Source organism: Mycobacterium sp. (assembly GCF_008709575.1).
Lineage (GTDB): Bacteria > Actinomycetota > Actinomycetes > Mycobacteriales > Mycobacteriaceae > Mycobacterium.
Genome location: NZ_VYIK01000398.1, coordinates 1 through 665 on the forward strand (window position 1 = coordinate 1; position 665 = coordinate 665).

Here is a 665-nt window from a genome sequence, read left to right on the forward strand (position 1 = left end):
TCGTGGGGCAGCGCGTCTCCGGCGATCCGGCTTGCCGCCACGGCAATGCCGCTGGACGCGACGTCACCCGCCGCGGCCGCGCCCGGGAGCCTCTTCGGAGGTGTGCCCCCGATGGGCCCGGTGGGCAGCATCGTCAATGCGCCGCGTGACGGCGAAGTGCGCCTACGGTCGCGTTGGCGCAGCAGCGTCCTGCCACCGTGGGCAACAGGGCCGACCGATCACGACCACACCCGAGGCCGGTACACACCGCCACACCATGGTTCCTCCGACGACGAATTGGCCGGGCTCAGCGAATGGGACGAGATTGAACAGCTGCGTCAGCAGATCGCCGAGCTGGCCAAGGAACGTGACGTGCTCAAAGACACCGCAGCACTCTTGCTCGAAGAAGCGCAACTGTAGTGTCCCCGTCGCCTGTCGCGGTCCCCACGGTGCCAACCGCGGTGGTGCAACTGCCGTTACGCCCGCACCACGGTGAACGTGAACGGCTGCGCAGGCAACTGGCCGAAGTGGCGATGGAGCGTGATGCGGCGGCCCGTTTGCTCAGGGAGGCGATCAAGCAATGAGCGTGGTGCTCGATTTTGCGGCGTTGCCGCCGGAGGTCAACTCCGCCCGCATGTATGCCGGGGCGGGGGCGGGGCCGCTGATGGCGGCCGCCACGGCCTGGG

At 68.9% G+C, this 665-nt stretch carries 2 protein-coding genes and 1 pseudogene; all 3 read left to right on the forward strand.

Translation table 11 applies throughout. The annotated features are described in order from the left end of the window. A pseudogene (locus tag F6Q13_RS19195) lies at positions 1 to 399 on the forward strand (PPE family protein); the annotation flags it as partial. Between the two features lie 29 nt (positions 400 to 428). Then, positions 429 to 563 (forward strand): hypothetical protein, encoded by a 135-nt coding sequence (locus tag F6Q13_RS19200; protein WP_293059902.1) that lies wholly within the window; start codon positions 429 to 431, stop codon positions 561 to 563. Beyond that, positions 560 to 665, forward strand: a 106-nt coding sequence (locus F6Q13_RS19205) for a PPE domain-containing protein (protein WP_293059905.1), incomplete at its 3' end; no start/stop codon positions are given. The genes F6Q13_RS19200 and F6Q13_RS19205, both read left to right, overlap by 4 nt.